19 protein-coding genes and 6 pseudogenes are annotated in these 22,545 nt (G+C 69.5%); 17 read left to right on the top strand and 8 right to left on the bottom strand.

Features of this window, described 5'->3' with window-relative positions:
• Genes rpsN through AC2VOR_RS03365 form a run of 3 tightly spaced genes read left to right on the top strand, consistent with a single transcriptional unit; the run spans position 1 to position 958 of the window.
• Positions 1-306: a 30S ribosomal protein S14 gene (gene rpsN, locus AC2VOR_RS03375; protein ID WP_369741026.1), complete on the top strand. Its 306-nt coding sequence runs from the start codon at positions 1-3 to the stop codon at positions 304-306.
• A complete protein-coding gene (rpsR, locus tag AC2VOR_RS03370; RefSeq protein WP_369741027.1) occupies positions 306-572 on the top strand; it encodes a 30S ribosomal protein S18 in 267 nt (88 codons plus the stop codon). The genes rpsN and rpsR overlap by 1 nt, the downstream gene beginning before the upstream one ends.
• Positions 569-958 (top strand): hypothetical protein, encoded by a 390-nt coding sequence (locus tag AC2VOR_RS03365; RefSeq protein ID WP_369741028.1) that lies wholly within the window; start codon positions 569-571, stop codon positions 956-958. The genes rpsR and AC2VOR_RS03365 overlap by 4 nt, the downstream gene beginning before the upstream one ends.
• A gap of 18 nt (positions 959-976) precedes the next feature.
• Here the strand turns inward: AC2VOR_RS03365 and AC2VOR_RS03360 are convergent, their stop codons facing one another.
• The gene (locus tag AC2VOR_RS03360; RefSeq protein WP_369741029.1) at positions 977-2,740 is read right to left on the bottom strand and encodes a PPE family protein; all 1,764 of its coding nucleotides are present in this window, start codon (positions 2,738-2,740) and stop codon (positions 977-979) included.
• 131 nt (positions 2,741-2,871) lie between these two features.
• Here AC2VOR_RS03360 and AC2VOR_RS03355 point away from each other — a divergent pair, with 131 nt between their 5' ends.
• Both AC2VOR_RS03355 and AC2VOR_RS03350 read left to right on the top strand, forming a co-directional pair.
• Positions 2,872-3,129: a ribbon-helix-helix protein, CopG family gene (locus AC2VOR_RS03355; RefSeq protein ID WP_369741030.1), complete on the top strand. Its 258-nt coding sequence runs from the start codon at positions 2,872-2,874 to the stop codon at positions 3,127-3,129.
• The gene (locus AC2VOR_RS03350) at positions 3,130-3,567 is read left to right on the top strand and encodes a type II toxin-antitoxin system VapC family toxin (RefSeq protein WP_369741031.1); all 438 of its coding nucleotides are present in this window, start codon (positions 3,130-3,132) and stop codon (positions 3,565-3,567) included. It abuts the gene before it with no gap.
• Here the strand turns inward: AC2VOR_RS03350 and AC2VOR_RS03345 are convergent.
• Complete coding sequence (locus tag AC2VOR_RS03345) at positions 3,542-4,441, bottom strand: oxygenase MpaB family protein (RefSeq protein WP_369741032.1); 900 nt, start codon at positions 4,439-4,441, stop codon at positions 3,542-3,544. The genes AC2VOR_RS03350 and AC2VOR_RS03345 overlap by 26 nt on opposite strands.
• A 92-nt stretch (positions 4,442-4,533) precedes the next feature.
• Here AC2VOR_RS03345 and AC2VOR_RS03340 point away from each other — a divergent pair, with 92 nt between their 5' ends.
• The gene (locus tag AC2VOR_RS03340; RefSeq protein ID WP_369741033.1) at positions 4,534-5,205 is read left to right on the top strand and encodes a TetR/AcrR family transcriptional regulator; all 672 of its coding nucleotides are present in this window, start codon (positions 4,534-4,536) and stop codon (positions 5,203-5,205) included.
• Here the strand turns inward: AC2VOR_RS03340 and AC2VOR_RS03335 are convergent.
• Positions 5,171-5,690 (bottom strand): annotated as a pseudogene (locus tag AC2VOR_RS03335) (hypothetical protein). The gene AC2VOR_RS03340 and the pseudogene AC2VOR_RS03335 overlap by 35 nt on opposite strands.
• A pseudogene (locus AC2VOR_RS03330) lies at positions 5,687-6,069 on the bottom strand (VOC family protein). Before AC2VOR_RS03330 ends, AC2VOR_RS03335 begins: the two co-directional pseudogenes overlap by 4 nt.
• A 139-nt stretch (positions 6,070-6,208) precedes the next feature.
• On the opposite strand from AC2VOR_RS03330, the pseudogene AC2VOR_RS03325 reads away from it, so the two are divergent.
• From AC2VOR_RS03325 to AC2VOR_RS03315, 3 genes and pseudogenes are all read left to right on the top strand, one after another.
• A pseudogene (locus tag AC2VOR_RS03325) lies at positions 6,209-7,202 on the top strand (alpha/beta hydrolase).
• 120 nt (positions 7,203-7,322) lie between these two features.
• Positions 7,323-9,551, top strand: a complete 2,229-nt coding sequence (locus AC2VOR_RS03320; RefSeq protein ID WP_369741034.1) for an acyl-CoA dehydrogenase family protein — start codon at positions 7,323-7,325, stop codon at positions 9,549-9,551.
• Positions 9,552-10,424: 873 nt separating this feature from the next.
• Positions 10,425-10,790: an ATPase gene (locus AC2VOR_RS03315; RefSeq protein WP_369741035.1), complete on the top strand. Its 366-nt coding sequence runs from the start codon at positions 10,425-10,427 to the stop codon at positions 10,788-10,790.
• 21 nt (positions 10,791-10,811) lie between these two features.
• Here the strand turns inward: AC2VOR_RS03315 and fadD2 are convergent, their stop codons facing one another.
• A complete protein-coding gene (gene fadD2, locus AC2VOR_RS03310; protein WP_369741036.1) occupies positions 10,812-12,491 on the bottom strand; it encodes a long-chain-fatty-acid--CoA ligase FadD2 in 1,680 nt (559 codons plus the stop codon).
• A gap of 57 nt (positions 12,492-12,548) precedes the next feature.
• On the opposite strand from fadD2, the gene AC2VOR_RS03305 reads away from it, so the two are divergent.
• Positions 12,549-13,766 (top strand): DNA polymerase domain-containing protein, encoded by a 1,218-nt coding sequence (locus AC2VOR_RS03305; RefSeq protein ID WP_486963200.1) that lies wholly within the window; start codon positions 12,549-12,551, stop codon positions 13,764-13,766.
• Here AC2VOR_RS03305 and AC2VOR_RS03300 read toward each other — a convergent pair.
• A pseudogene (locus AC2VOR_RS03300) lies at positions 13,763-14,578 on the bottom strand (MFS transporter); the annotation flags it as partial. The gene AC2VOR_RS03305 and the pseudogene AC2VOR_RS03300 sit on opposite strands and share 4 nt — an antisense overlap.
• 158 nt (positions 14,579-14,736) lie before the next feature.
• On the opposite strand from AC2VOR_RS03300, the gene AC2VOR_RS03295 reads away from it, so the two are divergent.
• The 7 genes and pseudogenes from AC2VOR_RS03295 (at position 14,737) to AC2VOR_RS03265 (ending at position 21,294) form a co-directional block, all read left to right on the top strand.
• On the top strand, positions 14,737-15,735 hold the full coding sequence (locus AC2VOR_RS03295) for an ABC transporter substrate-binding protein (protein WP_486963199.1): 999 nt from the start codon (positions 14,737-14,739) through the stop codon (positions 15,733-15,735).
• A gap of 100 nt (positions 15,736-15,835) precedes the next feature.
• Positions 15,836-16,516, top strand: a complete 681-nt coding sequence (locus AC2VOR_RS03290) for a 5-oxoprolinase subunit B family protein (protein ID WP_369741038.1) — start codon at positions 15,836-15,838, stop codon at positions 16,514-16,516.
• Positions 16,513-17,424 (top strand): 5-oxoprolinase/urea amidolyase family protein, encoded by a 912-nt coding sequence (locus AC2VOR_RS03285; RefSeq protein ID WP_369741039.1) that lies wholly within the window; start codon positions 16,513-16,515, stop codon positions 17,422-17,424. Before AC2VOR_RS03290 ends, AC2VOR_RS03285 begins: the two co-directional genes overlap by 4 nt.
• Positions 17,425-17,450: 26 nt before the next feature.
• A pseudogene (locus AC2VOR_RS03280) lies at positions 17,451-17,874 on the top strand (GNAT family protein).
• A 351-nt stretch (positions 17,875-18,225) separates the two neighbouring features.
• Positions 18,226-19,632 (top strand): nitrate/nitrite transporter, encoded by a 1,407-nt coding sequence (locus AC2VOR_RS03275; RefSeq protein WP_369741040.1) that lies wholly within the window; start codon positions 18,226-18,228, stop codon positions 19,630-19,632.
• Between the two features lie 16 nt (positions 19,633-19,648).
• On the top strand, positions 19,649-20,794 hold the full coding sequence (locus AC2VOR_RS03270; protein WP_369741041.1) for a uroporphyrinogen-III synthase: 1,146 nt from the start codon (positions 19,649-19,651) through the stop codon (positions 20,792-20,794).
• A gap of 47 nt (positions 20,795-20,841) precedes the next feature.
• Complete coding sequence (locus AC2VOR_RS03265; RefSeq protein WP_369741042.1) at positions 20,842-21,294, top strand: TetR/AcrR family transcriptional regulator; 453 nt, start codon at positions 20,842-20,844, stop codon at positions 21,292-21,294.
• On the opposite strand, the gene nirD is transcribed toward AC2VOR_RS03265, so the two are convergent.
• A complete protein-coding gene (gene nirD, locus AC2VOR_RS03260) occupies positions 21,267-21,665 on the bottom strand; it encodes a nitrite reductase small subunit NirD (protein WP_369741043.1) in 399 nt (132 codons plus the stop codon). The two genes, AC2VOR_RS03265 and nirD, sit on opposite strands and share 28 nt — an antisense overlap.
• A pseudogene (locus AC2VOR_RS03255) lies at positions 21,662-22,545 on the bottom strand (nitrite reductase (NAD(P)H)); the annotation flags it as partial. The gene nirD and the pseudogene AC2VOR_RS03255, both read right to left, overlap by 4 nt.

The following is a 22,545-nucleotide window of genomic DNA, read 5'->3' as shown; positions in this document are numbered from 1 at the left end:
ATGGCGAAGAAGTCCAAGATCGTCAAGAACGATCGGCGTCGCGCGGTGGTGGCGCGTTACGCCGAGCGCCGCGCCGCGCTCAAAGAGATCATCCGCTCACCATCGAGCACCGGTGCGCAACGGGCGGCGGCACAAACAGAGCTGGCACGCCAGCCGCGCGACGCCAGCGCGGTGCGCGTGCGCAACCGCGATGCCGTCGACGGGCGTCCGCGCGGGCACCTGCGCAAATTCGGGCTCTCCCGGGTACGCGTCCGTGAACTGGCCCATGTCGGGCAGCTGCCCGGGGTGCGCAAGGCGAGCTGGTGATGGCCAAGAAAACTCAGCGCCCGCGTCGCCCCGCTCGGCCGGGCCTCAAGTCCGGCAAGAAGAACCTGCTCGCCAGCCTCGGGCTCACCGCCGTCGACTACAAGGACACCACCACGCTGCGGGTGTTCATCTCCGAACGAGGCAAGATCCGTTCCCGCCAGGTCACCGGCCTGACCGTCCAACAGCAAAGACAGGTCGCGACCGCCATCAAAAACGCCCGCGAAATGGCGCTGCTCCCGTACCCGGGACAGGGCGTCAGCCGGTGACGGCCCCGCACCGCGGCACCGACCGTCCCTTCACCGTGATCGTGTGCGCCGCCTGTGCGAGCGGCCTCGAACTCTCGGTGGTCAACGAACTACGGCCCACAATCCGGTGCTGCCCACATGCCATGCTCGTCTCCGCCGCCTGCATGCTGGGAACGCTCACCTGCGCGGCGCGACCGGCCGGATGCGGCGTCATGGCCGTGGTACAGCCCTGCACGAATGAACGGGAGGCGTGCGGCCCGCCGCACTGGATCGGCCCCATCACCGGCCACGCCCAGGCGGCCGCCCTGCGCGATTGGCTGGAGCTCGGGGAATGGGAAAGCACGCCCTTGCCGAAGCAGCTCGGCGCATTTCAGATTTGGGCGGTCAACTCGAGTCGATGCAACTGAGGTAGCCGACGAGCCGCGCTAGACATCCCGCCGTTCGCCGGCACCCCGGCGGCCGTCGGCATTCCAGGTGCCCGGCATCATCGGGGCCTTCGGGCTACCGCCGAACCCGTCGCCGGCCAGAGAGGTCAGCCCCGCGGCCGCCCCGACCGCGTCCTTGTGCGCCCTGCCGGCGAACCCGAGGCCTCCGGCACCCCGATCCGAGGCGATGGCCTCGCCGTTCGAGGTTGCTTCCCAGGCCGGTTCGACGTCGAAGTCCATGCTCAGGAACTCGTCGCCGTGGTCAGGCTGCTTCGCCCGCCTGCGCCGCCGCGCACGCGCCGCTTCCCGCGCGGACGCCGCGGCCGCGACGGCCGCGCTGTCGGGCTCCGGCGCTTTCCGTTTCGCACTCGAACTCGCCCGGGCGCTCATTCCCGAATCGAATCCGACGCCCGGGGGCACCGCGTACGGAGGGAAGAACCCCGCCGCGGACGCGGGAGCGGGCGGCGGCGCCGGCGCGGAACCCGGGGAAGCGGGCGGGCTCGACGGTGTGGGCGCCGGGCCCGCCGCCGAGGCGGGCACCGCCGGCGCCGCGATCGTCGGGGCCACGGGGGCCAGGGGCAGCATTACGGGCGGTGGCGGCGTGGGCACGACGGCCGCGACCGGGTGGACGGCGGCCAGTCCCGCCAGCCCCGCCAGGCCGCCCACAGCTCCCAGGGGAGCGAGGGCGGGGAGGGCGGCAAGGGCCAGCCCCGGATTGCTGACCGCGTAGGCCGCCACTTCCAATATGTGGGTCGGGATGTCGAAGAAAAGCCAGCTGCCGAGCCACTGAAACGCCAGCACCGGATTTTGCGTCAGGTCCACCAGGAAATTCTGGAAGTCCTCGAACAGTTCGAGGCTGCGAGCGACCCAGTACATCGCCTGACCCGGGTTCGCATAGGTGTCATAGGTGGCCCCGTTGATCGTCCCGCCGGCCGGATCCCAATTGATGCCCACGTGCTGCAGGATGTTGGCGATCACGTTGTCGAACGGGAGGTCGATCGTCGGGTCGTGCGCCACCTGGGTGTTCGAGACACCGACGGATTGCAGAATGTTCTGGAACCACTGCGGTAGCCCCAGCGGGTTGTTGCTCTGGATGTTGCTGTTCAGGATGTTGAGAATGTCCTGCTGGATATTGAGCGGATTTTGCAAGAACTGTTCGATCTGCTGCACGAATCCCTGCAGCGGATTGGACGCCGCCGAGAACTGCGCCAGGTTTGGCGTTCCGGTTTTGCGGATCGGCGGCGCCGGGCCGGTTTGCGGCGTGGATGCCAGCGCCGTACCCGAGACCGCGTGATAAGTGGCCATCGTGGTGGCGGCCTGGACCCACATCCGCGCATAGTCGGCCTCGTTGACCGCGATCGGGATGGTGTTGATCCCGAAGAAGTTGGTCGCCAACAAGATCCCGTGGATGGCGTGGTTGGTGGCCAGCTCCGCCAGGGTGGGCATTGCCGCCAGCGCGGCGGTGTAGGCGGCGGCCGAAACCTCGTGCTGGGCGGCCGTGACCGCGCTGTCGGCGCTTGCCCGCATCAGCCACGTCACATACGGCGCATTGGCGCCCACATAGGACTCGGCGCTCGACCCCTCCCACGCGCCGGCCTGCACCGTCCCCAGCAGTGCCGTGAGTTCCTCTGCGGCCGTGGCGTATTCGGCGCTCAGCGAGTTCCATGCCCCCGCGGCCGCCATCAGCGACCCCGGCCCCGGCCCACTGCTCAACAGGGCCGAGTGCACCTCCGGCGGTGCGGCCATCCAGATCGGTGCCGTCATCGTCAGTCGCCCTTCCCGGTCACTGCCGGAAAGCTTAATGACAATGGTTGTCGTTAACAACAAGACGCCCCGCCCCCTCCGGTTCGGCAGCTGAAGAGCGGTGATGCCTGTGATGCGGTATTGTTGTCATCATGCGCACCACCGTGTCGATCTCCGACGAACTGCTCGCAGCGGCCAAGCGCCGGGCCCGCGAGCGTGGTCAATCGCTGGGTTCGGTGATCGAGGACGCCCTGCGCCGCGAACTCGCCGCAGTTCCGGGCGGCTCGGCCCGGCCGGCCGTGCCGGTTTTCCAGGGCGGCACCGGCGCGCGGCCGGGGATCGACCTGACCTCCAACCGCGCGCTGGCCGAGCTTCTCGACGAGGGCCGCGACCTCGACGCCCTCAAGTAGATGCTGCTGCTCGACGTCAACGTGCTGCTGGCCGCGCATCGCGGCGACCACCCGCAGCACGACGGCGTCCGCCCCTGGTTCGATCGGTTGCTCGCGGGTGACGACCAGTTCACGGTGCCGAATGTCGTGTGGGCGTCGTTTCTGCGCTTGGCGACGAACCGTCGTATCTTCGAGATCCCCACGCCGCGGGACGAGGCGTTCGCATTCATCGACGCAGTCGTCGCCCAGCCCCACCACCTGCCGACGGGCCCCGGCCCACGACACCTCGCGCTGCTGCGGCGCGCCTGCGAGGAGGCCGACGCCTCCGGAGACCTGATTCCCGACGCCGTACTCGCGGCCCTCGCCGTCGAACACCACTGCGACGTGGCGACTTTGGACCGGGACTTCGCGCGGTTTGCCTCGCTGCGGGCGGTCAGACCAGGGGCCGGCCCGTCCTGATCCGGCGGTCGACGTCCCAGAGCAGGACGTTGAACGGGAACTGTCGGACGAACCGCGGCATCAGACGATTGGCCGTGCCCAGCGCGCCCATCAGCCGGTCGAACCGGCGCTGCTTGGCGGCGTCCCACGGCAGCCGCATCTCGTCGCGGAACCGCTGCGGCAGAAAGCCGGTGGTGATCAGCAGCGCCAGGTTGTCCATCATGTGCTGTAACGGGCCCGGCAGCACGACGCCGCGCATGCGCCCGGCCGCGATGGGGAACAGGTAGCCCCGCACGGCGTCGTCGATGTGCACCTGGGCCAGCGACTCCTGCCAGTACCGGTCGAAGGCCGCACGGTCGGCCGGCCACATCTGCGGCGGCACCTGCAGCGTGGTCGCCAGCGTCATGCCCTCGCGGTAATGGCGGTCGGCGTCGCGCTCGTCGAGCTCACCGACGAAGATGCGGTGGACGTCGAGCCCGCCCTTGTACAGGCAAGCGCCCACCCACAGCTGCAGGTCCACGTCGAAGGCGTTGTAGGGCACCGGGCTTTCGGGGGTGGAGTACACCTGCGCATGCGCCCGGTTCACCGCGCGACGGAAGGCGTCCTTCTGCGCGGGGCTGCCCGCGGTGGCCACCGCGAGGTAGGTGAAGGTGGTCCGCGCCCGCTTGATCGGGTGCAGGTCCACCCGGCCGCTTTCGACGCGGCTCTCCATGACCCCGTAGCCCACCCCGGGCCGGGCCAGCTGCATGATCACGTTGGCCGGGCCGGCCAGCAGGGCCACGCCCATCAAGCCCTCGTCCATCCCCGGCCCCCGCCGCCGGGTGCGACGGGGCGGGTCGGTGACCGCGCGTTCGACGTGCGGCGTCGCTTGGCGAACCGGCTGGTGAATCGCCATGCTTGACCTCCCGGGGCGCCCGTCGCACCGAATGTGCGAACGCTTGTTTCCTGATATTGTCCGCGGTCGCGCCCGGTGTCAAGATGGTGCCCGTGGCCGGGGAGTCCGAGGCGTCGAGCGTGCGACCCTACGGCGGCGTCGACGCCGCCGCGCGGGTCGCCGCGCGGCGGTCCCGGCTCCTGGCGGCCGGCCTGGACCTGCTGGGGGCCGAGCGGCAGGACATCTCGGCGCTCACCGTGCGCGGCGTCTGCCGGCACGCCGGCCTGGCCGCCCGCTACTTCTACGAGAGCTTCGCCGACAAGGACGCGTTCGTGGGCTGCGTGTTCGACTGGGTGGTCGCCGATCTGGCCGCCACCACCCAGGCCGCGGTGGCCGCGGTACCGGCGCCACAGCAGACCCGCGCGGGGATGGCCAACATCGTGCGCACTGTCGCCGGCGACGCCCGCGTCGGGCGCCTGCTGTTCAGCACCCAGCTAGCCGATCCGGTCGTGGTGCGCAAACGCGCTGAGTCCAACGCCCTGTTCGCCATGCTCTCGGGTCAGCACGTCGGCGATGCACTGCAGGTACCGGCCAACGACCGCATCAAGGCCGCGGCGCACTTCGTGGTCGGCGGCGTCGGGCAGACCCTCAGCGCCTGGCTGGCCGGCGACGTCCGGCTCGAGCCGGACGAGCTCGTCGACCAGCTGGCCTCGCTGCTAGACGAACTCGCCGAACCAAACCTGTACCGGGTCAGGGAAAAAGAGGTCTCAGGGACGAAGGGGTAGGGCGCCACAGGCACATCCCCGGATCCAGCCGCCACAACCTCATCATCGTGAGGCATGACGCGCTGCACGCCGAAGATCGGGAACACCGCCAATGGCACCTCGATCAGCAGCACGGTGACGAGCGACAACCGGAGGTCCCTGGGCCCGGCGGTCACCAGGTCGAACCACGCGTCGCAGATCAGACACACCGGTGGTGAAGGCGGCCAGCACCAGCAGCCGGCGGCGCAGGTAGCCGAGCACCGCGGTGGCCAGCATGAACCCGACCAGCAGGATATCGAATCCGACGTAGTTCGGGGGCAGCGTCACGGACAGGTAGGCCGACCAGGGCACCAACGCGACCGAGCCGCCGATCATCAGACCCACCGGATACGCCGCACGCGGTTGAGGAAGGCGGGATCGATCACGTCGCTCAGGGGCTGCTCCTGGCGGGAGACCAGTTCCCGGCATTGCCCGTGCGTCAGCGCCGCGATCTGGGCGTCGGTCATCTCCGGTCGGCCGCGGTCTTTGGCACGGCCCGCTTGTCACTCGCCCCGAATTCCTTTATTCAGCAAGCGAATTCCAGCGTGATGCCATCGGAATCCTGGAAGTAGAACGATCGACACCTGACGCTCGCTCTTGCTCACCGCGCTGGTGATGTCCCCGATGCCCGGGATGGCCCCCGGCGACGACACCCCCGCGACCCGGTCCGGCGCGTCGGCGAACCAGAAGAACGCGACGCAGTCGCCGTTGCCGGCGTCGAAGAAGAAGTGCTGCCCCTGCCCGTCGGGCAGATCGAGGGACTTGATCAGCGGCATGCCCAGGACGTTGGTGCAGAAGTCCACGGTCGAGCTCGAATTCGCCGTTGGTGTTGTGCGGCTTGATCATCGTGCGGCTCCCCTCGGTCCCGGCGTCGGACTCGGTGGCCAAGATCAAAATCTGAATCTACATCGGATTCAGCCTTGATCCAAGGGGATCCAAGGGGAGGTGCGCCCGATGCCGATTGCGGCCGGAACCGGGCCGGGATATGACCAATCCCAATCGCTTTCTTGCACCGAGGGACGCTGAATTGAGCCGTCACACCGCCGCGGGGGTCATCCGCGAATTCGTCGGACTACCCTCACCCACCGCCCGGCGCGCCAGCGCCGGCGGCCATCCGTGTCAGGGCCCGTACCACCGCGCATCGGACGCAAGCCGAAGGTGGCCATGATCGCCACGCACTACCAGATCGACTTCTCCGAGCATTACCCGGCGGACTACCTGGCCACCCGCGGCATCGGGTTCCTGTTCTGGGACAACAGGTTTCGCGGCTTCGAGTCCAGCTTCCCGCTCGACCACGCGCCGGTCGACATCGGCGTCGGTGTGCGCTGGCTGCGCAAGACGCAAGGGGTGGATACCAGTCGCAGGCGGTCGAGCCCAATGTCACCCCGGCCGGCCGGAGGTGCTCACCGCCTGGATGGACGCCGCGGTGGCCGACGAAACGACCCGGTCGCCACCGATCCCGACCTCGACCTGTTCGACGAGCGTAACGGGCCCCCGTACTCGCCGGAGTTCGTCGCCCGCTACCGCTCGGCACAGGCCGCGCGCAACCACGCCATCACCGACTGGGCCGAGTCGGAACTCAAACGCGTTCGTGCCGCGGGGTTTTCCGACCGACCTTCGCCGTGATGCGGACCTCGGCCGATCCGCGCATGGTCGATCCCGCGATCGAGCCGAGCAAGCGGGCACCGAACTCGTGCTACGCCGGCATCCCGGCCAAGGCCAACCGCTCCGCGCAGGGCATGTGGAGTCTGCGGACCGCCCAGACCCGCGCCGAACCGCACCTGGCCCGCATCACCTGCCCGGCGCTGGTGATCAATGCCGACGCCGACACCCGCGTCTTGCCCTCCGACGCCCGGCGCATCCACGCCGCGTTGGCCGGCACCGACAAAGAGCGGGTCTCGATCGACAGCGACCACTACTTCACCACCCCGGGCGCCCGCAGCGAGCAGGCCGACATCATCGCCAGACGCTGGCGTTGAGACCGCTGACCCCGCCGCGGGACCGTTGGCTAGATTGAAGGATGCTTGGCCGTAACCCGCGAGGGAATACCTCACCACGAGATTTGAGTACAAGCCCAGCAAAGCAATGGAAGGCACGTAATGCCGATCGCGATAACTCCTGAGCACCGAGACCTGGCCGATTCGGTGCGAGCCCTGGTGGCGCGGGTGGCGCCGTCCGAGGTCCTGCACGAGGCCCTGGAGACCACACCGGACTCGCCCCTGCAAAACCCCCCGCCGTACTGGCGGGCGGCGGCCGAACAGGGGCTGCAGGGTGTCCATCTATCCGAGTCGGTCGGCGGACAGGGTTTCGGCATCCTCGAATTGGCCATCGTGCTGGCCGAGTTCGGTTATGGGGCGGTGCCCGGCCCGTTCGTGCCGTCCGCGATCGCCGGCGCACTGATCTCCGCGCACGACGCCGGGGCCAAGGTGCTATCCGAACTGGCCTCCGGCGCGGCCATCGCCGCCTACGCGCTCGATTCCGGACTGACCGCGACCCGGCACGGCCCGAACAACGATACGTTGGTGATCCGCGGCGAGGTGCGCGCCGTCCCGGCGGCTGCGCAGGCCTCCGTGCTGGTCCTGCCGGTGGCGATCGACAGCGGCGACGAGTGGGTGGTGCTGCGCGCCGAGCAGCTCGAGATCGTGCCGGTCAAGAGCATCGACCCGCTGCGCCCCGTCGCCCACGTGCGCGCCAACGCCGTCGAGGTCGGCGACGACGCCCTGTTGAGCAACCTGGGCATGGCCACCGCGCACGCGCTGATGTCGACCCTGCTGTCGGCGGAGGCCGTCGGCGTGGCGCGCTGGGCCACCGACACGGCGTCGGCCTACGCCAAGATCCGTGAGCAGTTCGGCCGGCCGATCGGCCAGTTCCAGGCCATCAAGCACAAGTGCGCGGAGATGACGGCCGACACCGAGCGGGCCACCGCCGCGGTGTGGGATGCCGCCCGCGCCCTCGACGAGGCGCGCGAAGCCGGTGAAGACGGTTGGGACATCGCGGCTTCCCACGTCGAGTTCGCGGCCGCGGTCGCGGCCACTTTGGCGCCCGCGGCCGCGCAGCGCTGCGCCCAGGACTGCATCCAGGTGCACGGCGGCATCGGTTTCACCTGGGAGCACGACACCAACGTCTACTACCGCCGGGCGCTGATGCTGGCCGCCTGCTTCGGCCGCCGGACCGAATACCCGCAGAAGGTCGTGGACACGGCGACCACCACGGGCATGCGCCCGGTGGACATCGACCTGGACCCCGATACCGAGAAGCTGCGGGCCGAGATCCGGTCCGAGGTCGCCGCGCTCAAGGAGATGGACCGCGAGTCGCGCAAGATCGCGATCGCCGAAGCGGGCTGGGTGCTGCCGTATCTGCCCAAGCCGTGGGGCCGGGCGTCGAGCCCGGTCGAGCAGGTCATCATCGCCCAGGAGTTCAGCACCGGGCGGGTCCGCCGGCCGCAGGTCGGCATCGCCGCGTGGATCATCCCCTCCATCGTCGCGTTCGGCACCGAAGAGCAGAAGCAGCGGTTCTTGCCGCCGACCTTCCGGGGCGACATGATCTGGTGTCAGCTGTTCTCCGAGCCGGGCGCCGGGTCGGACCTGGCCGGGCTGTCCACCAAGGCGACGCGCACCGACGGGGGCTGGCGCATCACCGGGCAGAAGATCTGGACCACCGCCGCGCAGCTCTCGCAGTGGGGCGCGCTGCTGGCGCGGACCGACCCGAGCGCCCCGAAACACAACGGCATCACGTACTTCCTGCTGGACATGAAGAGCGAGGGCGTCACGGTCACGCCGCTGCGCGAGCTCACCGGCAACGCGCTGTTCAACACCGTGTACATCGACGATGTGTTCGTGCCGGACGAGTGTGTGCTCGGCGAGGCCAACCGCGGCTGGGAGGTCAGCCGCAATACCTTGACCGCGGAACGGGTTTCGCTGGGCAGCAGCGACGCGAACTTCCTGGCGAGCCTGCCCGAGTTCGTCGACTTCGTCCGCGACGGCCAGTTCGACCAGGTCGGCCAGCACCGCGCCGGCCAGCTGATCGCCGAGGGGCATGCCGCCAAGGTGCTCAACCTGCGCTCCACGCTGCTGACCCTGGCCGGTGGTGACGCGATGCCCTCGGCGGCGATTTCCAAGCTGCTGTCGATGCGCACCGGCCAGGGCTATGCCGAATTCGCGGTGTCGTCCTTCGGCACCGACGCCGCGATCGGTGACACCGCCGAGCTGCCGGGCAAGTGGGGCGAGTACCTGCTGGCCAGCCGCGCCACCACCATCTACGGCGGCACCTCGGAGGTGCAGCTCAACATCATCGCCGAAAGGCTGCTGGGCCTGCCGCGGGATCCCTAGTTCGCGCCCGGAAAGGGCCATGCCGACCCGACGTCGGTCGGATCGGCATGGTTCCCCCCCAACTGGCGCCGGTCAAGCCACTTGCGGCAGGACGTGGTTTGCCGGCACCGCCGGTGGCGGTCTACTGACCACCATCGGTCCCACAGCGCCCGTGGCGCCAGAACCCGCCGCCGTGGCCGCAGCCGCGTCCACTCCGGTGAGACCCCGCCCCCCTGTGGCGGGACCGGCCGGAGGCTCGGCTGGGCCGTGCGACGCGGCGGGGGCGAAGCCCGTGCCGGGCGCCGGTGCGGGAGCGGCTTCGGCCGCGGACATGGCCGGCCGGCGCATCGTCGGTGGGAGGTTGTTCATCGGGCGGGCCCCTCCTAACGCTGTCGGCGCTATGCCGAAAACGTTACTCAAGGCAATGGCGCGCAAGCAATAGAGAAGGCGAAAAACCCGCTGTGAATTAAGTCGCAGACCATACCGAAAAGGGATGGCTTTTTACGCGAAATGGGAAGCACTGATTTCAGTGGATCATGCGACGCCACAATCGCGCCCGCCCAGACGAATAACCCAGTTAGAAGGTGGTCTACTGATCCCCCGGCACAGCCGTACGGAACTCAGTAAACCCGCGTCATCGTATTTCAAGAGACCGGCGGGAATTGGTGCGGCGAGGCAATTATCCGTCGGTCCAATAATGCGCGTTGCTGAGCGGAAGCCTTTTGCCGCGGACTATTTGACATTGCGAATTCGACGGCACCCGGCCGCCGTCTTGTCGCTGTGCGGAGGTTTGCCGGCCGAGGACGCGACTCGCGCGGTGATCGGTGAGAGAATCAGTATCGACTGACCGTAGTGCCGATTGGATTGGCCACTCATGGGAGGACGATCGCCACAGTGAACCTCAACCCAGGCCACGTCGGACCCGGTGGTGGAACCTTCCGCGCCCCGCCACCGGGCGCCGCGTCCCCCTCCGACGCCGCGCCTACCGAGCGCATCACCGGCTTCCGGCCGCAGCGTCCGCAGCGCCCGGCCAGCCCACCGGCGGCCGAGCAGCCGTCACGCGGCCGCCGGATCCGCCGCACCGTCGACCTGCCGGCGGCCACCCACCGGGCCCTCGACATCTGGCAGCGCAACGCGGCCGACCGGCTGGGCGTCGCCCGCGTCACCGGACAGGAGGTCATCTCCGCGCTGATCGACCAGCTGCTGGCCGACCCTAAGCTCACGGCCCAGATCACCCGCGCCATCCAGGAGCGGCGCTGACGCCGCGGCTACGGGAACGCCTCAGTCGACCTGCATCTCGCGCAGTTCGCGCTTGAGGATCTTGCCCGTCGGGTTGCGCGGCAGCTCCTCGAGGAAGATCACTTCGCGCGGCACCTTGTAGCGCGCCAGGTGGTCGCGCACGTATCCCTTGATGGCGTCCTCGTCGACCTGAGCGCCGTCCTTCCTGACCACGAAGGCGCGCAGCCGGTGGCCCCACTCCTTGTCGTCGACGCCGATCGCCGTCGCCTCCACCACGTCGGGGTGCCCGCTGATCAGGTCCTCGACCTCGGCGGGGAAGACGTTCTCGCCGCCGGAAACGATCATCTCGTCGTCGCGCCCGCTGACGTACAGCAGGCCGTACTCGTCGAAGTAGCCGACGTCTCCCGACGACAGCAATCCGTCGATGATCTGCTTGTTCCCGCCGCCGGTGTAGCCCGAGAACGGGAAGGTGTTGCCGACGAAGATCCTGCCGACCTCGCCCCGCGGCAGCTCCCTGCCGTTGTCGTCGAAGATCTTGACCTTCACACCCTTGACGACCGGACCGACCGTCGCCGCGTTGCGTTCCAGGTCGTGCGGGCCGGCGATCGTGGCGAACGCGATCTCGGTGGAGCCGTACATGTTGTAGACGACCGGGCCCAGGTCCTTCAGCGCCCGGGCCGCCAGCTCGGCGCCCAGTTGCGATCCGGAGACGAACACGATCCGCAGGCTGGACAGGTCGGGCTTGGTGTCCATCTTCTCGATGGTGTCCAGGATGCGCGACAGCATTACCGGGACCACCACCATGGCGGTCACCTTGTGATTCTCGATGTCCTCGAGCACCAGCGGCGGCTTGAACTTTCGCCGCAGCACCAGCGTCGACCCCAAAAACATCGCGATGGTGCCGTGCAGAAAGCCGAGCGCGTGGAACATCGGCGCGGGCAGCGATGTCACCTCGCCCGCCTTGAACGGCACGTGCGACAGGATGCCGCCGATCGGCGCCAGCGTCGGTGGAGTGCTGCGGTTGGCGCCCTTCGGCGTGCCGGTCGTCCCGCTGGTCAGGATGATGATCGACGCGTGCCTGCCCGCCTTCGGGGCGGGCGATTTGCTGCTGCGCGCGATCAGATCGGCCAGGGTTTCGTCGGTGCTGCCGGACGGCTCGTCGGCGTCCGGGTTGACGCCCAGCGCCCGTATCTTGCCCAGCGGCGGCTCGGCCTTGCTGACGGCGTTGGTGTACTCGTCGTCGTAGATGATGACCTTGGCGCCCTCGCGCTCGGACACCTCTTTGATCTGCGGCCCGGAGAACTCGCTGTTGAGCAGGATGATGCGGGCGCCCACCCGGGCGCACCCGAAGTAGGCGATCAGGAACCACCGGTGGTTGCGGGCCAGCACGGCCACACCGTCGCCGGCCTTCACGCCCTTGCCGATCAGGCCGTTGGCCACGGCGTGGGCCGCCTCGTCGAGCTCGCGGTAGGTGAACTCGCCGTCTTCGTCGATGCAGGCGGCGCGGTCGGGCGTGCGCCTGGCGTTCAGCGACGGCAGCATGCCGAACTCGCCCCACTTGTAGATGTCGGCGGCCATCGCGGCGTAGTTCTGCGGCGGTTCCAGCCGAAACACCCCCGACTCGATGATGCGGCGCAGGTAGTGCAGTTCGGCTGAGCCGCGCTCGAGGTACTGCTGGACTTTCGCCACGGTTTGCCCGGGCAGGCCGAGGAGATTAGGCATGACTTCACCATATGTGACGCCCGTCGCAATGCGACCGGAAAATCCCGCCGAATTAGCATGGACGCCATGTCCGGTCCGGTTTCGCTGGAGGTGGCCGGACGCGAGGTCGCCGTCACCCATCCGGACAGGGTGATCTTTCCCGCCCACGACCGCCGGCCGCCCCACACCAAGCTCGACCTGGTCCGCTACTACCTGTCGGTGTCGGAGGGCGCGCTGCGCGGTGTGGCGGGCCGCCCGATGATCTTGAAACGCTTCGTCAAGGGCATCGCGGAGGAAGCGGTGTTCCAGAAGCGCGCCCCGAAGAACCGCCCGGACTGGGTCGACGTCGCCGAACTGCGCTACGCGCGGGGCACGTCCGCCGCCGAGGCCGTGATCCGCGACGCGGCCGGGCTGGCCTGGGTGGTCAACCTGGGGTGCATCGACCTCAACCCGCATCCGGTGCTCGCCGGCGACCTCGACCATCCCGACGAGCTGCGGGTCGACCTCGATCCGATGCCGGGGGTCGGCTGGGGCCAGATCGTCGACGTCGCCTTCGCGGCCCGCGAGGTCCTCGAGGACCACGGCCTGGTCGCGTGGCCGAAGACGTCGGGGTCGCGGGGCTTTCACATCTACGCCCGCATCGCCCCCCGTTGGGGTTTCCGGCAGGTGCGCCTGGCCGGGCAGGCCGTGGCGCGCGAGGTCGAGCGAAGGGTGCCCGACGCGGCCACCAGCCGCTGGTGGAAAGAGGAACGCCAGGGGGTGTTCGTCGATTTCAACCAGAACGCCAAGGACCGCACGGTCGCGTCGGCGTATTCGGTGCGGGCGACCCCGGACGCCCGGGTGTCGACCCCGCTGCACTGGGACGAAGTCGCCGACTGCGACCCGGGGTCCTTCACCGTCGACACCGTGCCCGGCCGGTTCGCCGGCGCGGGCGATCCCTGGGCCGGCATGGACGACGCGGCCGGCGACTTGGACCTCCTGTTGATGCTGGCCGAGGAACTGGGACCGCCCGAGCGCGCCCCGAAGGGCGCGAAGAAGACAGCCCCGCTCATCGAGATCGCTCGCACCAGAACCCGGGACGAGGCGATGGCCGCGCTGGACACCTGGCGCGAGCGGTATCCGGCCGCGGCCGGGCTGCTGGCACCGGCCGACGTCCTCATCGACGGCATGCGGGGGCCGAGCTCGATCTGGTACCGCATCCGGATCAACCTGCAGCACGTTCCCGTGGACGAGCGGCCACCGCAGGAAGAGCTGATCGCGGACTACTCCCCCTGGGACGCCCGCCGGGACCGCTAGACGCCGTGGCGCGCCATCGCGTTGCCCGTGCGCAGGTAGCGGTAACAGGTGACGGCCAGCAGGACGACGAAGAACGCCAGGTAGAACCCCAGCACGGGCTGGATGTCGCCGAACTGCGCCTTCGGCGAGGCGTAGACCAGCGGCACGACGAACCCACCGAAGGCGCCGACCGCCGAGCGGCGCATCTGCACCATCGTGTCCGGGTCGCCGCCGGCGAGCTCGCCATTGACCTTGAAGATCCGCGAGATCATCCGGTACGTCGACCCGTTGCCGATGCCGGTGGCGACGAACAGGAACATGAAGCTGGCGAAGAACGGCGGCAGATTCCTGGCGTCCACCGACCACAGCGCGGCGACCGCGCCGGCGGCGAGCATGACGAAGCTCGCGGCGGTGATGCGGGCCCCGCCGACCCGGTCGACGAGCTTGCCGCCCAGCGGACGGATGACCGAGCCGATGCCGGCACCCAGAAATGCCCAGGTCAGTGCGATGTCACCGCGGCCGAAGACGGTCTTGAGCAGCGTCGGGAAGGCCGCGGAGTAGCCGATGAAGGAGCCGAACGTGCCGATGTACAGCAGCGACAGGATCCAGGTGTCGGCGTCCCGCAACGACTGCCACACCGGCTTCACGTCGGCTCCCCCCTTTTCGGAGGCCTCGCTGAGGTTGTCCATGAAAAAGAACGCGCACACCGAGGCCGCCACGGCCAGCGGCACGTAGAACAGCCCGGCCCGCGCGAGCGCCACACCGCCGCCGGCGGCATTCAGGCCCAGCGCCCAACCCTTGTCCCGCTCCGGATAGAAGAACGAGATGTTGGCCGCGGCACGTAGCTGGCCCCGAACGGCCAGAACGGCTCGACGCTAAAGACGCGCTGTTACCGGTTTGGGCGTCCACCGTTACGGGGGGATCACATCGAGGCCCAACGGGCGGGCCGCGACGACGCGGCACCCGGGCGGGGACGCGATACTCTCACGCGGTGCGACAGGGATGGAATCGACGGCGATTCTTGCAGCTCGCAGGCGCCACCGGGGCCGCCGCCGTCACCGGCGCGTCGCCCGCGTGCTCGTCACGCAAACCGGCCGCGGGTCCCGCCGGCGGCGGGCCGGTGACGATCAAGCACCTCTTCGGCGAGACGGTCGTCAAGGAGCCGCCCAAGCGCTTGGTCAGTGCCGGCTACACCGAGCAGGACGACCTGCTCGCGGTCGGCGTGGTGCCCGTCGCCGTAACCAACTGGTTCGGCGACGAGCCGTTCGCGGTGTGGCCGTGGGCCCGGCCGAAGCTGGGCCCGGCACAACCGGTGGTGCTCAGCCTCGACAACGGCATCCAGGTCGACCGGATCGCCAAGCTCAAACCCGACCTCATCGTGGCCATCAACGCCGGAGTCGACGCGGACACCTACCAGAAGCTGACGGCGATCGCCCCCACCCTGCCGCAGGCGGGCGGAGACGCGTTCTTCGAGCCGTGGCGGGTCCAGGCCGCGGCGATCGGCCAGGCGGTGTTCCAGGCGGAGCGAATGAAGTCCCTCGTCGACAGCGTCGATGCGAAGTTCGCCGCCGTCGCCCAGCAGAACCCGCACTGGAAGGACAAGAAGGTCCTGCTGATGCACGGCAGGCTGTGGCAGGGCACCGTGGTCGCCACGACGGCGGGCTGGCGGACCGACTTCCTGACCGCCATGGGCCTGGTCGTCGCCGACAGCATCAAACCCTTCGGCAGCGGCTACCGCGCCGTCATCCCGCGCGACCACATCAAAGCGGTGCTCGATTCCGCGGACGTGGTGATCTGGACGACCGAGAGCCCGGAGGACCAGCAGGCGCTGCTGGCCGACCCGGAGGTGGCCGCATCTGCGGCGACCGCGCAGCATCGCCACGTCTTCACCTCCAAGGATCAGGCCGGCGCGATCGCCTTCTCGTCGACGCTCAGCTACCCGCTGGTCGCCGAGCAACTACCCCCACAGATCGGCAGGATCCTCGGCTGAACGGCGCCCGGCGGCGCGTCGTTTGAGCGTTCGGTAAGGCACCTCTGGCAGTGTTCGAAAATCGCTCGTCCGCAGGTGGATGCGGGGTTACCGTCGAGTAATGAGCGTGACCGATCTCCCCACGGACCTGCCGACGGACCTGGTCGGCAACACCGTTCTCGACTACGGCGACCACGCGCTGATGGTGCAGTGCGGCAACACCGCCGACGTCCTGGCATGGGTCGCGGCGCTGCGGGCCGCCGCACTGCCGGGCGTGGTCGACATCGTTCCCGCGGCCCGCACGGTGCTGGTGAAACTCGACGGGCCCCGCCGCCAGGGCGTCGTGCGCCGGCGGCTGCGCACCATGCGGGTCGGCGCCGCCCCAGCCGCCCCGGCGGACCGCGGCCCCGACGCGGTGATCGGCGTGGTCTACGACGGCCCGGACCTCGACGAGGTCGCCGGCCTGACCGGACTGAGCCCCGACGCGGTTGTCCAGGCCCACACCTCGACCGTGTGGCAAGTCGGATTCAGTGGCTTCGCACCGGGTTTCGCCTACCTCGTCGGCGGTGACCCGCGGCTGCGGGTGCCCCGGCGCCCGGAGCCGCGCACCTCGGTGCCGGCCGGTGCCGTCGCCCTCGCCGGCGAGTTCAGCGCGATCTATCCCCGGCAGTCGCCGGGCGGATGGCAGATAATCGGCCACACCGACGCCCCCCTGTGGGATCTCGACCGGCCCAGCCCGGCGCTGCTGACGCAGGGCATGTGGGTCCAGTTCCGCGCCGTGCGAGGAGGAACCGAGCCGTGATCACGCTGGAAATCCTGCGCACCGGGCCGTTCGCCGTCATCCAGGACCTCGGCCGGGCCGGGCTCGCGCACCTAGGCGTCAGCGGTTCCGGGGCGGCCGACCGCCGGGCGCACAAGCTGGCCAATCGGCTGGTCGCCAACCCCGACGACCGCGCCACCGTCGAAGTGGCGTTCGGCGGCTTCTCGGCGCGCGTCCACGGCGGCGACGTCGACATCGCGGTGACGGGCGCCGACACCGACCCGACCGTCAACGGAATCAAGTTCGGCACCAACAGCATTCACCGCGTTCGCGACGGCCAGGTGATCTCTTTGGGCGTCCCGCGCGCCGGGCTGCGCAGCTACGTCGCGGTGCGGGGCGGCATCTGTGTGGAGCCGGTGCTGGGCTCCCGCAGTTACGACGTCATGTCGGCGATCGGGCCGTCCCCGCTGCGGCCCGGGGATCACCTGCCGGTCGGCGAGCACACCAACGACTATCCGGAACTCGACCAGGCCCCGGTCGCCGCGCTCACGGGCGGGGTGGTCGAGCTGTCGGTCGTGCCCGGGCCGCGCGACGACTGGTTCGTCGACCCCGACGTCCTGGTACACGGCGACTGGGTGGCCTCCGACCGCAGCGACCGGGTGGGGATGCGGCTGGTCGGGCGGCCCCTGCAACACCACTACCCGGACCGGCAGCTCCCCAGCGAGGGCGCGGGCCGCGGAGCGATTCAGGTGCCGCCCAACGGTTTACCGGTGATCCTGGGTCCCGACCATCCGGTCACCGGAGGCTACCCGGTCGTCGGGGTGGTGACCGCCGAGGACATGGACAAGGTCGCCCAGGTGCGGCCCGGCCAGCGCGTGCGGCTGCACTGGACGCGGCCCCGGGCTCCGCTGGGCGCCGGGCCGCGCGCGGGTGCTGCCCTCTTTTCGTAGACATTTCTTTCCTAGACTGTGCGGCTGTGCGAGCCCGGGTTCACACCGCCCGCCAGGCCCATACCGCCGATCTCGACAACGAGACCCGGCAGCACCTGATCTGGCATCACGGCGCGATCATCGCGCACGCCGCGGTGATCCAGCGCCGCGTGATGTACCGCGACAGCGCACTGCGCTGCGGCTACGTCGAGGGGGTGGCGGTACGGGAGGACTACCGCGGGCAGGGCCTGGTGCCTACCAGATTGCGGCGCTCAGGTCGCCGGCCCGGAGCCGCAGGCTGTTCACCGCTCGGGGCTGGCTGCCCCGGCGGGGGCCGACGTCGGTGCTGGCGCCCCTGGACCGGCGCCCACACCCGGCGCCGACGGCGCCGTCTTCGTGCTGCCGGTCGGGCTGGGGCCGGACACCTCCGAACCTCTGATATGCGATTGGCGCGACGGGGACGTCTGGTAGGTCGGCGCAGGGGATTCCGTTGTTGTGTTGCCCGCCACACGGATTCGCCGCGGGCGGCCGCGCTCCCCACACCGGTGCGCCATCGAAACCGCTTGGCGGAGACGCACATCACAGCCACAACACCCCTCAGCGATCTGCCAGATAACTGGGATACAACTGACAGGCGATATCGACCGGATCAAGTTGACGCGCTTCCGTTCTCAGTGTGAGCATCGAAAGACACGGCAGGGCATGCCTCTTGATCCGTGGCGCCCGCACGGATCCCCACGCGGGTCCACCCGCGCGGCTACGGGCTTCATCGTGCCACGGCTGCCCCAGGGGCCAACCCTGTCTACGAAAGGTACAGAGCGCATGGGCCGCAACCATCGGATCACGGACTGGGATCCGGAGGACGGCGCGGCCTGGGAGGCCGGCAACAACAAAATCGCCCGGCGCAACCTGCTCTGGATGATCGCCTGCGACCACATCGCCTTCGGGGTATGGACGCTGTGGCCGGTGATGGCGCTGTTCCTGCCCGAGGACGTGTACGGCTTCTCCCCGGCCGACAAATTCCTGCTCGGCGCCACCGCCACCCTGGTCGCCGCGTGCCTGCGCATCCCCTACTCGCTGGGCATCGCCACGTTCGGCGGCCGCAACTGGACCGTCTTCTCGATCGTGGCGCTGATCGTTCCCACCGTCGGCACGATCTGGCTGATGGCCAACCCGGGCCTGCCCTTCTGGATGTACCTGGCGTGCGCCGCGCTGACCGGGCTGGGCGGCGCCAACTACGCGGCGTCGATGACCAACACCAACTCGCTGTATCCGCACCGGCGCAAGGGCTTCGCGCTCGGGTTCAACGCCGGTGCCGGCAACCTCGGGGTGCCGATGATCCAGCTGGTGGGGATGCTGGTGCTCGCCGTCGCCGGCCGCGACCAACCGTACTGGGTGTGCGGGCTCTACCTGTTGCTGCTCACGGTCGTCGCCGTGGGTGCGGCCCGCTACATGGACAACCTCGATCACGCGACGTACGACACGAGCCATCTGCGCTCGATCCTGCGCGAGCGAGACACCTGGGTACTCGCGCTGCTCTACCTGAGCACCTTCGGCTCCTGGATCGGGTTCTCGTTCGCGTTCGGCCAGGTCCTGCAGATCAACTTCGTCGGCACCGGGCAGAGCCACGCGCAGGCCGCGCTGCACGCCGCCGAGTTCGCGTTCATCGGCCCGGCGCTGGGGTCGCTGGCCCGCATCTACGGCGGCCGGCTGGCCGATCGCGTCGGCGGCAGCCGCGTCACCCTGGCCGTCCTGGCCACGATGGGCCTCGTCACCGCGTTCCTGGTCGCCGTCAGCACGCACGAGGACCACGCCCACGGCCTGACCAGCGCGGCCACCATGGCCGGCTACGTCTGCGGGTTCATGGCCCTGTTCGTCCTGGCCGGGCTGGGCAACGGATCGGTCTACAAGATGATCCCCTCGGTCTTCGAGTCGCGCAGCCACCGGTTCGGGCTCGCCGAGGAGGACCGGCGCCGCTGGTCGCAGGCCACGTCGGGGGCGGTCATCGGGTTCGTCGCCGCGTTCGGCGCGCTCGGCGGCGTCGCGATCAACCTCGCGCTGCGCCAGTCCTACCTGAGCACCGGCACCGACACGCTGGCGTACTGGGCGTTTCTGGTGTTCTACGTGGCCGCCGCGGCGATGACCTGGACGAGGTACGTCCGCCGCCCGGCCTCGGCGCCCGCGCCCGGGGCTCAGACCCGGCCCCACCCCGAACCGGCCCGGGTGTGACCGTGCGACGGTGCCGGTGAGCGCAGACACTGCGCCACTGACCGGCTACCGGATTGCGGTGACCTCGGCCAACCGCGCCGAGGAGCTGTGCGCATTGCTGCGCCGCAACGGCGCCGAGGTCTGCAGCGCCGCGGCCATCGACATGATCGCCCTGCCCGACGACGACGAGTTGCACCGCAACACCACCGCTCTGATCGACCGTTCGCCCGATATCGTGGTGGCGCACACCGGAATCGGCTTCCGCGGCTGGATGGCCGCGGCCGACGGCTGGGGCGTGGCCAACCAGCTCGTCGCCGCGCTGTCGCAGGCACGCATCGTCGCGCGCGGACCGAAAGCGACCGGGGCGCTGCGCGCGGCCGGCCTGCCCGAGGAGTGGTCACCGAAGTCCGAGTCATCGCGCGAGGTTCTGAAATACCTGCTCGAATCCGGCGTGTCCGGCAAGCGGATCGCCGTCCAGTTGCACGGCGCGGCCCAGGGCTGGGACCCCCATCCCGGGTTCCTCGACGAGCTGCGCTTAGCGGGCGCCGAGGTGGTGCCCATCCACGTGTACCGCTGGAAGCCGACACCGGTAGGCGGCGAATTCGACCAGTTGCTCACCGCCGTCGCCAGACGCCAGTTCGACGCGGTCAGCTTCACCTCCGCACCGGCCGCGGCGGCAATGCTGGAACGCAGCCGCGAGCTCGGAATCGAGGACCGCCTGTTGGCCGCGCTGCGCACCGACGTGCACGCGATGTGCGTGGGTCCGGTGACCGCGCAGCCCCTCACCCGGGCCGGTGTCCCCACCTCCTCACCCGAGCGGATGCGGCTGGGCGCGCTCGCCCGTCACATCGCCCAGGAGCTCCCGTTGCGCCGCTCGTGCAGCATCCGGGCAGCCGGGCACCAGATCGAGATCCGCGGGACCTGCGTGGTGGTGGACGGTTCGGTCAAATCCCTGTCGGGGGCCGGTATGGCGACGCTGCGCGCGCTGGCGCAGCGTCCCGGCGACGTCGTCGCGCGCGCCGACCTGCTGCGCGTGCTGCCCGGCAACAGCAACGACCCGCACGCCGTCGACACGGCCGTGCTGCGACTGCGAACCGCTCTGGGCGACAAGAACATCGTCGCAACGGTCGTCAAGCGCGGCTACCGGCTCGCGATCGACGACCCACCGGGGTCACCGGGCTGAGCCCGGCGGCGCTTGATTCTTGCTGCGGACCGGGCGATCCTGGCAACATGCCCCGCCGCGAAGACCCGTCGCGCGGGATTCTCGATCCGGTCGCCAAGATGCTGCACCTGCCCTTCGCCACACCGGAGTTCATCGACCGCATCGTCACCGGAAGCATCCAGCAGGTGGGCCGCCGGACCCTGCGCATGCTGATCACCACTTGGGACGCCGCCGGTGGCGGCCCCTTCGCGGCCAGCGCGTTCGCGTCCACGGGGATGGCCAAGACCGCCGAGATCGTCGAGGGCATGTTCGTCGGCCCGGTGTTCGGCCCGCTGCTCAGAGCGCTGGGGGCGGACAAGGTGGCACTGCGCGCGTCGCTGTGCGCCTCCCAGCTCGTGGGCCTGGGCATCATGCGTTACGGCCTACGTTCCGAACCGCTGCATTCGATGTCGGTGGACGCCCTCGTGGACGCCATCGGCCCGACGTTGCAGCGCTACCTGGTCGGTGACATCACCCGGTGAGGCTCCGCGGTGGCGGGCCGGCCGATCTGGACGGAACCAGTGGAGGTGACACGCACCGGATAGACCGGTACCGAAACCTCCGGTTGGTCAAGGCAAGTCCCGTCGTCGAGCGCGAAAGCCTGCTTAAGCATAGGCGATTGAACAAGCGCACGGCCGTCGCGGTCGCCGACGAGCCCGCGGGAGAGCACCGCCGCACCGGAGAACGGGTCGACGTTGCCGACCGCGCGCACCGACCCATCGTCCAGCCGGAACAGCGCCGCCTGTGTGCCGTCGTCGAGCAGTACGCCGACGCCGCGGCCGGGAATGAGATGGTCGTAGGCACAGGCGGTCGTCCACACCTGAATGTCCTGAATATCGTTGACTAACGTCACGATTCCTCCTGAATCGAGTCGCGGACCCGGGGCATTCCGATGGACACGGGGATCTTGCGTCCGGAGTGCTCGGTGAACGTCACAGTCGGGTCGACGACGTCCGGGGCGTTGACGAAGGACACGAACCGCGACAGCTTGTCCGGATCCTCCAGCACGCCCTTCCATTCGCACTGGTAGTTCTGCACGTGGCGCCGCATCGCGGCCTCGAATTCCTCGGCCAGACCCAGCGAGTCCTCGCAGACGACCTCGCGCACGTGGTCCAGGCCGCCCTCGATCGAATCGACCCACGGCGCGGTGCGCTGCAGCCGGTCGGCGGTGCGGATGTAGTACATGAGGAACCGGTCGATGTAGCGGACGAGCGTCTCGGTATCGAGGTCGGCGGCCAGCAGCTGCGCGTGCTTGGGGGTCATGCCGCCGTTGCCGCCGACGTAGAGGTTCCAGCCCTTCTCGGTGGCGATGACGCCCACGTCCTTGCCGCGGGCCTCGGCGCACTCCCGCGCGCAGCCCGAGACGCCCATCTTGATCTTGTGTGGCGCCCGCAGGCCGCGGTAGCGCAGTTCCAGGTCGATGGCCAGCTGCACCGAATCCTGCTGCCCGTAGCGGCACCAGTCGGTGCCCACGCAGCTCTTGACGGTGCGCAGCGCCTTGCCGTAGGCGTGGCCGGACTCCATGCCGCCCTCGACGAGGCGGCGCCAGATCTCGGGCAGCTGTTCCACCCGTGCCCCGAACATGTCGATGCGCTGGCCGCCGGTGATCTTGGTGTAGAGGCCGAAATCCTGTGCTATCTGGCCGATCAGGATCAGGTGCTCGGGTTTGATGTCCCCGCCGGGCACCCGCGGCACCACCGAGTAGCTGCCGTTCTTCTGGATGTTGGCCAGGA

Source organism: Mycobacterium sp. TH-M103 (assembly GCF_057473785.1).
The sequence above is the reverse complement of the archived record's forward strand: the minus strand, read 5'-3'. Positions and strand labels throughout refer to the sequence as shown.

Coding starts and splice junctions, on each gene's coding strand:
- AC2VOR_RS03360 (WP_369741029.1), bottom strand. CDS start 2,740: ATGACGGCACCGATCTGGATGGCCGCACCGCCGGAGGTGCACTCGGCC.
- AC2VOR_RS03305 (WP_486963200.1), top strand. CDS start 12,549: ATGGACGCCATGTCCGGTCCGGTTTCGCTGGAGGTGGCCGGACGCGAG.
- fadD2 (WP_369741036.1), bottom strand. CDS start 12,491: ATGCCTAATCTCCTCGGCCTGCCCGGGCAAACCGTGGCGAAAGTCCAG.
- rpsR (WP_369741027.1), top strand. CDS start 306: ATGGCCAAGAAAACTCAGCGCCCGCGTCGCCCCGCTCGGCCGGGCCTC.
- AC2VOR_RS03290 (WP_369741038.1), top strand. CDS start 15,836: ATGAGCGTGACCGATCTCCCCACGGACCTGCCGACGGACCTGGTCGGC.
- AC2VOR_RS03320 (WP_369741034.1), top strand. CDS start 7,323: ATGCCGATCGCGATAACTCCTGAGCACCGAGACCTGGCCGATTCGGTG.
- AC2VOR_RS03265 (WP_369741042.1), top strand. CDS start 20,842: ATGCCCCGCCGCGAAGACCCGTCGCGCGGGATTCTCGATCCGGTCGCC.
- AC2VOR_RS03275 (WP_369741040.1), top strand. CDS start 18,226: ATGGGCCGCAACCATCGGATCACGGACTGGGATCCGGAGGACGGCGCG.
- AC2VOR_RS03355 (WP_369741030.1), top strand. CDS start 2,872: ATGCGCACCACCGTGTCGATCTCCGACGAACTGCTCGCAGCGGCCAAG.
- AC2VOR_RS03350 (WP_369741031.1), top strand. CDS start 3,130: ATGCTGCTGCTCGACGTCAACGTGCTGCTGGCCGCGCATCGCGGCGAC.
- AC2VOR_RS03345 (WP_369741032.1), bottom strand. CDS start 4,441: ATGGCGATTCACCAGCCGGTTCGCCAAGCGACGCCGCACGTCGAACGC.
- rpsN (WP_369741026.1), top strand. CDS start 1: ATGGCGAAGAAGTCCAAGATCGTCAAGAACGATCGGCGTCGCGCGGTG.